Source organism: Bradyrhizobium sp. CSA112 (genome assembly GCF_029051645.1).
Lineage (GTDB): Bacteria > Pseudomonadota > Alphaproteobacteria > Rhizobiales > Xanthobacteraceae > Bradyrhizobium.
The window spans coordinates 73615-83141 of the sequence record NZ_JAACFS010000034.1 but is presented as its reverse complement, the minus strand read 5'-3'; the positions used below and the strand labels follow the sequence as shown (position 1 = coordinate 83141).

General features: G+C 63.3%; 7 protein-coding genes. 2 read left to right on the top strand and 5 right to left on the bottom strand.

Going from position 1 to position 9527, the window contains the following annotated elements; translation table 11 throughout:
• Positions 1-177 precede the first annotated feature (177 nt).
• On the bottom strand, positions 178-594 hold the full coding sequence (locus tag GWE18_RS34020) for a nuclear transport factor 2 family protein (RefSeq protein ID WP_275190034.1): 417 nt from the start codon (positions 592-594) through the stop codon (positions 178-180).
• Between the two features lie 154 nt (positions 595-748).
• On the opposite strand from GWE18_RS34020, the gene GWE18_RS34015 reads away from it, so the two are divergent.
• Both GWE18_RS34015 and GWE18_RS34010 read left to right on the top strand, forming a co-directional pair.
• Complete coding sequence (locus GWE18_RS34015) at positions 749-1984, top strand: amidohydrolase family protein (RefSeq protein WP_275190033.1); 1236 nt, start codon at positions 749-751, stop codon at positions 1982-1984.
• 234 nt (positions 1985-2218) lie between these two features.
• Positions 2219-3433 carry a mandelate racemase/muconate lactonizing enzyme family protein gene (locus GWE18_RS34010; protein WP_275190032.1) on the top strand — a complete coding sequence of 405 codons (1215 nt, stop codon included), beginning with the start codon at positions 2219-2221 and terminating at the stop codon, positions 3431-3433.
• A 323-nt stretch (positions 3434-3756) separates the two neighbouring features.
• Here the strand turns inward: GWE18_RS34010 and GWE18_RS42385 are convergent, their stop codons facing one another.
• The 4 genes from GWE18_RS42385 to GWE18_RS33995 all read right to left on the bottom strand — a co-directional run bounded on the left by GWE18_RS42385 (position 3757) and on the right by GWE18_RS33995 (position 9416).
• On the bottom strand, positions 3757-3885 hold the full coding sequence (locus GWE18_RS42385; RefSeq protein ID WP_342804318.1) for a hypothetical protein: 129 nt from the start codon (positions 3883-3885) through the stop codon (positions 3757-3759).
• 30 nt (positions 3886-3915) lie between these two features.
• Complete coding sequence (locus GWE18_RS34005; RefSeq protein ID WP_342804317.1) at positions 3916-4989, bottom strand: ABC transporter substrate-binding protein; 1074 nt, start codon at positions 4987-4989, stop codon at positions 3916-3918.
• A 717-nt stretch (positions 4990-5706) separates the two neighbouring features.
• Positions 5707-7752 carry a hydantoinase/oxoprolinase family protein gene (locus tag GWE18_RS34000; RefSeq protein WP_275190031.1) on the bottom strand — a complete coding sequence of 682 codons (2046 nt, stop codon included), beginning with the start codon at positions 7750-7752 and terminating at the stop codon, positions 5707-5709.
• On the bottom strand, positions 7749-9416 hold the full coding sequence (locus GWE18_RS33995; RefSeq protein WP_275190030.1) for a hydantoinase B/oxoprolinase family protein: 1668 nt from the start codon (positions 9414-9416) through the stop codon (positions 7749-7751). The genes GWE18_RS34000 and GWE18_RS33995 overlap by 4 nt, the downstream gene beginning before the upstream one ends.
• Between the last annotated feature and the right edge of the window lie 111 nt (positions 9417-9527).

The following is a 9527-nucleotide window of genomic DNA, read 5'->3' as shown; positions in this document are numbered from 1 at the left end:
AAGGAAAAAATGGTCGTTCGCATCGCGCTCGCCCGAAAACTCCTCGTCCGCCTCAACGCAAAAGCACGCGACGCGCGTGCCCAATACGCCAATGCAACTTGACAAACCAGATAGTCGCTCACCCGGATCGCAAGCGCGATCCGACCTCTCCCCGCAAGCGGGGCGAGGTAAGAAACCTCACACCTCAATCCCCATCCGCACCAGAATACGCTCGGCGCTGTCGTTCCAGACGTCCATCTTCACGATCTGGCCGCCCCTGACCACGAAGCGGTCGACGTAGCGGTTGCCTTCGAACGGCGTGCCGTCGATCCATTCGCCGTAGAGCGTGCCGATGCTGTAGACGACGGTCTCCTCCGCGCCCGGGCAGACGTCGAAGCGGTCCATCTTCTTCTTGACCCAGCGATAGCGCCGCGCGTTGAAGCCGGTCGGGCCGCGGGGATGGTCGAACTCCCGGCCGCCGGTAAAAGTGATGATGGTGCCGGGCTTCATGTAGGCGGCGGCCGCCTCGGGGTCCGGGATCATCGAAGCCGTAAGGTAGGCCTCGACCACCTCGGCGTCGGACATTCCCTTCTCGGCTTTGGCGGCAACAGACATGGCGATTTCTCCTGACCGGAGAATATTACAATCCGGCCTCCCAATTGCATGCACATATTTTGAACAATTTGGCCTGTGAACTGCACACAATCTGGAGCTGCCGCGCAGCCATCGATCCGCTAGGTTCGGGATAACATTCACCCAACCCGATCCGATGACCACGAAAACCGCCTTCGACCTGATCTTCCGCAACGCCAGAACCAGGTCCTCAGCCATCCCGGTCGATATCGGCGTCGCCGGCGGACGTATCATCGCCATCGAACCCCGCCTCGCCTGCGAGGCGGCCGAGATCGATGTCGGCGGCAAACTGGCCCTGCCCGGTTTCGTCGATACGCATATTCACCTCGACAAGGCCTGCCTGCTCGGCCGTTGCGGGCACGACCATGGCAGCGTCGGCGAGGCGATCGCCGCGGTCGCGGCGATGAAGCGCGATTTCACGGTGGAAGACGTCTATGCGCGCGGGGCGCGGGTGATCGAGCGCGCCATCGTGCACGGCACCACGCGGATGCGCACCCATGTGGAGATCGATCCGCGCATAGGCTTGCGCGGCTTCGAGGCGGTCAAGGCGCTGAAGCGCGACTATGCCTGGGCGATCGACCTCTCGATCTGTACATTTCCGCAGGAAGGCCTGACCAACGACCCCGGCGCCGAGGAACTGCTGATTGCGGCCCTGCGCGACGGCGGCGAAGCGATCGGCGGCTGTCCCTACATGGACACCAACCCGAACGCGCATCTCGAAAGAGTTTTCGACCTCGCGCAGGAATTCGATGTCGATATCGATCTGCACCTCGACTTCGATCTCGATCCGTCCTGGTGGCATCTCGAAGAGGTCTGCCGGCAGGCTGAGCGGCGCAATTACCAGGGCCGCGTTGCGATCGGCCATGCGACGAAACTGTCCGCGCTGCCGCCGGACCGGCTGAAAGCGGCGACCGAGCGCCTCGCAAAATCCGGCGTCGCCGTGACCGTGCTGCCCGCGACCGACCTCTATTTGATGGGCCGCGACGCCACGCATAATGCGCCGCGCGGGCTGACGATGGCGCACAAGCTCGTCGAAAACGGCGTCGTGTGTTCGGTCGCAACCAACAATGTGCTGAATCCGTTCACGCCGTTCGGCGACGCCTCGCTGCTACGGATGGCGAACTTCTACGCGAATGTCGCGCACGCCGGCATCAGCGAGTTCGACGCCTGCCTCGACCTCGTCACCGAGTTGCCGGCGCGGCTGATGAACTTGCGGGATTACGGCATCGCGCCGGGCAACCCGGCCGATCTGATCATCCTCGATACGGATAGTGGCCGCAATGCAATTGCGGAACTGCCCGATATGCTGATGGGATTCAAGAACGGGCGGCAGGTGTTCGAGCGGCGGAGGCCGACGCTGTTTGCTCCGTAGATTGATGCGCCGCACCGTCGGCGGCTTCATCCTTCGAGACGGCGCTTTCGCGCCTCCTCAGGATGAGGTCTGAGACCGTCAGGTCTAAGACCCTCGTGGTGAGGAGCGCGGCAAAGCCGCGCGTCTCGAACCATGCAGGTCGTACTCTGCCTTATGCGCCGCCCTGCGATTGACGTCCTCGCCAATCCATTGTTGTTATCGGCCAACGACAACAAACATCCGGGGCAGGAAATCATGAAAAAGGCAACCCAGATAAGAAGCGTCGAAACGCTCGCCTGCGACGCCGGCTGGCGGAACTACCACTTCGTCAAGATCATGACCGAGGACGGCATCGTCGGCTGGAGCGAGTATGACGAGGGCTTTGGTGCTCCGGGCGTCACCGCGGCGATCGAGCGTCTCGGGGCGCGCGTGGTCGGCAAGAACGCGTTCCAGCATGAGCGGATCTACGCGGAGCTGTTTGCCGCGACGCGGCCGGCCGCCGGCGGCGTGGTGGCGCTGGCGCTCGGCGCCATCGAGAACGCGCTGCTCGACGTCAAGGCCAAGGCGCTGGGCGTGCCCTGCTACGAACTGCTCGGCGGCAAGATCCGCGACCGTATCCGGGTCTACTGGTCGCACTGCGCGACCTGGCGCATCAACCATCCCGACTGGTTCAAGCCGGCCATCACCGGCCTCGACGGCGTCAAGTCGATCGGCAACGAGGTGCGCGAGAAGGGCTTTACGGCGATGAAGACCAACATCTTCGTCTATACCGACGGCAAGCCGCAGGGCTGGCGGCCAGGCTTCGGCTCGCCGTTCGAGCCCGAGATCAACGTCGATCGCAAGGTGCTGCGTAACCTCTGCATGCATCTGGAGGCGATCCGCGACGGTGCCGGGCCTGACGTCGACCTGCTGCTCGACCTCAACTTCAACGCCAAGACGGAAGGGTATCTGAAGATACTCCGCGCCATCAAGGATATGGATTTGTTCTGGGTCGAGATCGACACCTTCAATCCGCAGGCGCTGGGTTACATCCGCCGCCAGAGTCCGCACCCGGTCTCATCCTGCGAGACACTGCTGGGCCTGCGCGAATTCCTGCCTTACTTCAACGAACAGGCAATGGATATCGCGATCATCGACACGCCCTGGAACGGGGTATGGCAATCGATGAAGATTGCCGCCGCCGCGGAGCATTTTGAGGTCAACGTCGCCCCGCATAATTTCTACGGCCACCTCTGCACCATGCAGAACGCGCATTTCTCGGCCGCGGTGCCTAACCTGCGCATCATGGAGACCGACATCGATCGTCTCGCATGGGATCATGAGCTGTTTACGCATGTGCCCGAGATCGTCGACGGCCACCTGGTGATGCCGGATCGTCCGGGCTGGGGCACCGAGCCCAACGAGGAAGGCCTGCGCGCCCATCCGCCGAAGAGCAAGGGTGGGCTGTTGAATTACGGGCAGAAGAAATAGGCTCGCTCCGCGCTGACGCTTTGTAGGGTGGGCAAGGCAAAGCGTGCCCACCATTCCTAACGACGCGCGTGGATAGATGGTGGGCACGGCGCAAATGCGCCTTTGCCATCCTATGCGCTGGCAGACCTCATCCTGAGGAGCGCGTCTTCGCGCGTCTCGAAGGATGAATGGCACCAGCCGGCCTCATGGTTCGAGACGGCGCGGAGCCTGTCATCGGGCCGCGCTACGCGCGGACCCGTTGGCGCCTCCCCACCATGAGGGTTTTAGTGATTGTTGCGCTCGTTGGGCGCAGCGGACGGGTCGCTTCACCCCACATTCTGCGATCACTTATCGCCCGGCACGCCCAGAAACGCGCTCTCGACTACGTCGCCGATCGGCTGCCAGGAATTGCCGTCGAACTGCACCAGCCGCATCTGCTCGATCGGATGGAAGTCGGCCGGCCCGGTGGTCATCGCAATTCCCGGAAGCGCTATCGGGCTTTGCTAATTCCTAAGGGACGCCGCCTGCCGCATGATGTTCTCGCGCGACAGGTCATCGCCGCACTGGGTCAACACCTGAACTAGGGTGGCCGCCGCCGCATAGCCGAAGATGGCGTTGCCATCTTCCTTGTCACCATCAGGGTAATATTTGTCCATGAACGCCAGCCAGTCCTTGATGGCGGGATCTTCCTTCCAGGTAGTATCGCTGGCATCCTTCAGGAACGAGGTCGAGATCACCCCGACGGAATTCTGAAGTCCCGCCGGTCTCAGCGCGTTCGCGATCGAAGCTGCCGCATTGACCAGCAACAACTGTGGATGCCAACCCAGCTCGGCCGCCCTGCGGATCGCACGCGCCGAGATCGGCGGTGCGCAATTGAGCACGAGCACTTCAGCACCGGAGTTCTTGAGGATGTCAACCTGGGTATCGATTGACATGTCCGCTTCGATGGCGATGTCTGCCACGATCATGTTGGCGGTAAGGCCGAGCCCCTCCTGCAATCCCCGGAAGAGGTCACGACCAAACTGATCGTTCTGCCAGAGCACGGCGATCTTCCTGCTCGGATAGGTGGCCTGGATGTAATTGGCATAAATCCGCCCTTCGGCCCGGAACGTCGGCTGCCAGCCCATAGTCCAGGGAAATCGCTTCGGATGCGCCCACTCCTCGTCGCCGGAGGCGACAAAGAGCTGGGGGATACTTCTCTCATTGAGATAGGTTCGCGTTGCCAGATTGCTCGGCGTGCCGAACGATCCGAACATCAGGTGCACGCGCTCCTGCTCGACCAGTTCACTTGTGTGCTCGACCGCCGTTCTCGGATTGGAGCTGTCGTCGCGCGAGATGAATTTGATCTTGCGCCCGTTGATGCCGCCGCGCTCGTTGATCATGTCGAAATAGGCGGCTTCAGCCCTGCCGATCGAAGCGAACGCGGCCAACGGCCCCGTATAGGGCATGATGTTGCCGATGCGGATTTCGGTATCCGTCACGCCGGCAGCGCGGGCCGGCTGCACTGCGGCCAAAATCGATGCCAACAAAAACGCGGCGAAGAAGGCTGGTGAAAGCCATTTTATTCTTGTTTTCATCAACGCGGCCCTCGAACCCGAGCTGTTCAGAGCTCGTGACGCCACCCAACGATGACGATGATAGCGCGGGAGTTCAGGTTGTTAAAATGAAATGTTGGCGGCGCGGCATTGCCACGCCAAATGGGTCGCCAGTCTTCATAAAATGAGACGTTGCGGTTCAGGCGTGTTTGATGTCCGATATACCCTCAGCAGCGGCACGAATTCGAACATCGCTGGATATCCGATTTGCATCTAAGCAGTGTGTGGCAAGGAGGTCGAGGCATGAGGATAACAATCGTAGCTTTGGGAGCGGCCTTGGTCCTGTGTAACCTGGGCACGTTTGGTACCCCAGCGCATGCGCAGACGGCCCAAGTCGTTCGTGAACCACGGGAAAGGCCCATCATCAGGGTGCCCATCGTAAGGCCAACTCCCTACTGGGATTACAATATCGTTCCACGATATCGTTATCGCCCTGAGGACGACCGGGTCGATCCATGCGGCGGGCCCGTAGTGCCAGTGATACGCGAAGGGCCTCAAGAGGCAACGGTTCCGTTGTGGCTGGCGAACGAATTGGGTCTTGGCCGTGTGCATGGTCGAGATTGGCCGTGTAGGGGTCGAAATCGGTAATGCACCGATTGAGCAGCAACGTAGCCCGTAGGATGGGTGGAGCGCAGCGATACCCATCAATGACAACGCACAAAGTTGATGGGTATCGCTTCGCTCCGCCCATCCTACATGTCAGCGTAGCGCGATATCCAGCCAGCCCAACGCATTGACCGTGACGCGGTCGCCGGTGTCGACGAGCACGGTCGTGGTCTCGGCTTCGATGATTGCAGGGCCGGTCAAAGTGTGCCCGGGCCGCAGCTCATCGAGCGCATAGACAGGGACTTCGCACCAGCCGCCGAAGAAGGCCTGCCGCCGGTTGCGTGGCGCACAGGCGCTGGACGCCGCGTCCTCCCGCGCGCCCTCGTCTTGCCGCGCGACCTCGCCGACGGCGGCGACGCGGGCGTTGACGAAGACGACTTCCTGGCCGCGCGAGGCGTAGGTGTATAATTCCTCGTGCCTGAGGTGAAAGCGGTCCTCGATGCGGTCGACGAGATCGGCGGCGGTCCAGTCGAGGCCGTCGAGCGATACGTCGATCTCAAAGATCTGCTCGCCGTAGCGCATCTCGGCGGAGCGCTCGATTGAAACGGGGCCGTTGAACCATGAGCGCAGCCGGCCGGCGGCCTGCTGTTCCAGCCCGGCGAACAGCCCGCGCACTTCATCGGCGGTGATGCGCGCGCCGGCGCCGTAATGCGTGCGGCTGACCTCGTAGCGGAGATCGCTGGTCAGCATGCCCCAGGCCGACAGCACCGAGGCCACCGTCGGCACGATGATGCGCTTGATCTCGAGTTCGCGCGCCACTTCCGCCGCGTGCAGGCCGGCTGCGCCGCCGAAACTGAGCAGCGCAAATTTGCGGGGATCAACGCCGCGGCGCAGCGTCATCAGGCGAATGCCGTCGGCCATGTTCAGATTGATCATGCGGTAGATGCCAGCGGCGGCCTCGACGCGCGACAGCTCCATCGATTTCGCGATGCGGTCGACCGCGGCTTCCGACGCCGCACGGTCGAGCGGGCGCTTGCCGCCCATGAAGGCTGCGGCATCGAGATAGCCGAGCACGACATTGGCGTCGGTGACGGTCGCGGCCAAGCCGCCATTGCCATAGCAGGCCGGGCCCGGCACCGAGCCTGCGCTCTCCGGCCCCACCCGCAGCGTGCGGCCGGCATCGACGCTGGCGATCGAGCCGCCGCCTGCGGCGATGCTCGCAATGTCAAGGCTCCGCAACGCGATGCGCTGGCCGGCCAGCATGCCGTCGGCGGAGAGCGACGCCTGCCCGCCCGAGATCAGCGAGATGTCGGTCGAGGTGCCGCCCATGTCGAACGGCACGAGGTCGGGAATGCCGACCAGCTCAGAACAGCGCCGGCCACCGGACATGCCGCCCGCGGGTCCCGACAGCACCGTGCCTGCGGCAAGCCGCGAGGCTTCCTCGACCGGGGCCATGCCGCCATGCGACAGCACGACAAACAGACTGCCCTTGAAGCCGGCTTCCGTGAGACTCGCTTCGAGATTGGTCAGATAGCGCTGCACGATCGGCTCGACATAAGCGTTCACGATCGTGGTCGAGACGCGCTCATACTCCTTGATTTGCGGCAGCACGTCGCTGGAGCGCGAGATGCTGATGTCAGGCAGCGCCTGCTTCAGCCGCTCGACGGCCGCGAGTTCATGCACTGGATTGAGATAGGAATGGAGGAAGCACACCGCGACCGAGGTCGCGCCTGATCTCCTGATACCGGCAATCGCGTCGTCGAGCGATTTTGGATCGAGCGGAGTCAGGACTTCACCATTGGCCCTGAGCCGCTCCGTGACGCCGAAGCGCCGTTCGCGCGGCACCAGCGGTTCCGGCGGCGGCGAACGCAAATCGTAGCGATCCGGCTTGAGACCCTCGCGCATCTCGATGACGTCGCGATGGCCTTCGGTGGTCAAGAGCGCGACCTTTGCGCCTTTGCGCTCCAACAGCGCATTGGTGGCAACCGTTGTGCCGTGAACCAGCCGGTCGGTCGAGGCCAGCATTTCCGCGCGCGTGACGTTCAGCCGCCGCGCTAGTTCTTCCAGGCCCGTCATCACGCCGAGCGATTGATCCGCCGGTGTCGATGGCGATTTTGCAAATATCGTCCGCCCACTCTCGTCCGTGGCCACGAGATCGGTGTAGGTCCCGCCGACGTCAACGCCTATTCTGAACATCATGAGGACGCCTGCTCCGCCGCGACATCAGTCAGGGCCTGCTCGCGGTCGCGCCGGCGCGCTTCCGCCGATCGTTTGTCAGGCGGACCCCAGCCGCCGCCGCCCGAGGAACGGATCTCAAGGCAATCGCCGGGCCGCAGCTCGATGCCGACTTCCTTGGTACGCAGCACGCGCGGCTCGCAACCTTCGGAGAGCAGACGATAGTGATGCGGCTTGCCGTCCTCGCCGCCGAGCATCCCGCAGGGACCGTGCCGCGCGCCGTCGCCCGCGGTGTTGCCTTTCGCGATCTTTTCAGTTTCCAGCACCAGATCGAGCGACACACCGAGGCCGCCGCGATGCTGGCCGTCGCCGCCGGAGCCGGGGCGGAATTCGTGGCGGCGGAAATGCAGCGGGAAACGCACTTCGGCGACCTCTAAGCTGCCGAACTTCAGCCCGCCGACCGAATGCCACTCTCCGATCGACGACCAGCCGTCGCCGCCCGACGACGCGCCGCCGCCGGGCCGCGCCTGGAACAGGTGCCAGATGAAATTCTTTCCCGTGCGCGGGTCCTCGCCCTGGATCGCGATCCGGAATCGGCGGCTCCAGCCGGCCATCGCGCGTTCCGGGCACGACGCCGACAGCGCCTTCACGATGGCTTCTACGATTTCATTCGAGGGATGGCTGGTGCACAGCGTCACCGGCCGGCCCGGATCGGCCCACACCACCGTGCCCTGTTTTGCAACGACCTTCAGCGGGCGCAGCGCGCCGGTGTTTTTGGGAATCTCGGCGTCGATCAGATAGGCAAAGGCCATCGCCACCGCCGCCTGCATGTTGGCATGCGAGGAATTTACAAAGCTGGTCGACTGCGGATCGGAGTCGGAGAGGTCGACCTCGACGTCGCTGCCCTTCTTGGTGACCTTGGCAGCGATGCGGAGGTCCGTGCGGCCGTGGCCGTCGTCGTCGAGAAACGCCTCGCCGTGGAACACGCCGTCCTTCCATGTCGAGACGACAGCCCGCGTCTGCTGCTCCGTCGCATCGAGGATCGCTTCCATGGCGGCTTCCACCACCGGCGCGCCGAATTCGGCAAACAGCCGCGACAGCCGCCGCTCGCCGAGATGCGCCGCGCCGAGCATCGCCGCGAGGTCGCCGCGGAATTCGCGGGGGTTGCGGATATTCAGCGCCAATAGATCGAGCAGATCGTCCCGCAGTCTGCCGGCCTCATAAAGCTTGATCGGCGGGACGCGCAGGCCTTCCTGATAGATCTCGGTGGCGGCGGGATTATAGGCGCCGTGGGTGGCGCCGCCGATGTCGCTCTGATGGGCGCGCACGATGGTCCAGAGCAGCCGCTTGTCCCCGGCAAAGACCGGGACGAAGGCGGTCAAGTCAGGAAGATGGCTCCCGCCGTAATAGGGATCGTTGAGCAGGATGACGTCGCCTTGCCTCACGTCCTTGAACCGCTCCTCGACCGCGAGCGTCGCCCATGGCAGCGCGCCCACATGGACAGGTAAGTGATCCGCCTGTGCGATCAGTCGTGCGCTCGTGTCGCAGATCGCCAGCGAGAAATCGCGGCTGGAATTGAGGATCTGCGAATAGGAGGTGCGAAGCATCGCCTCGCCCATCTCTTTCACGATCGAACTGAGGCGGTGCTGGACGACGGAGCGCGTGATGGGATCGATCTTGGCGGACATTCGGTGCCGTTTGTTATTGGTTTCGTAGGATGGGTGCAGCGAAGCGATACCCATCACTATCACGTGCCGTACATGATGGGTATCGCTTGCGCTCCACCCATCCTACGCAAC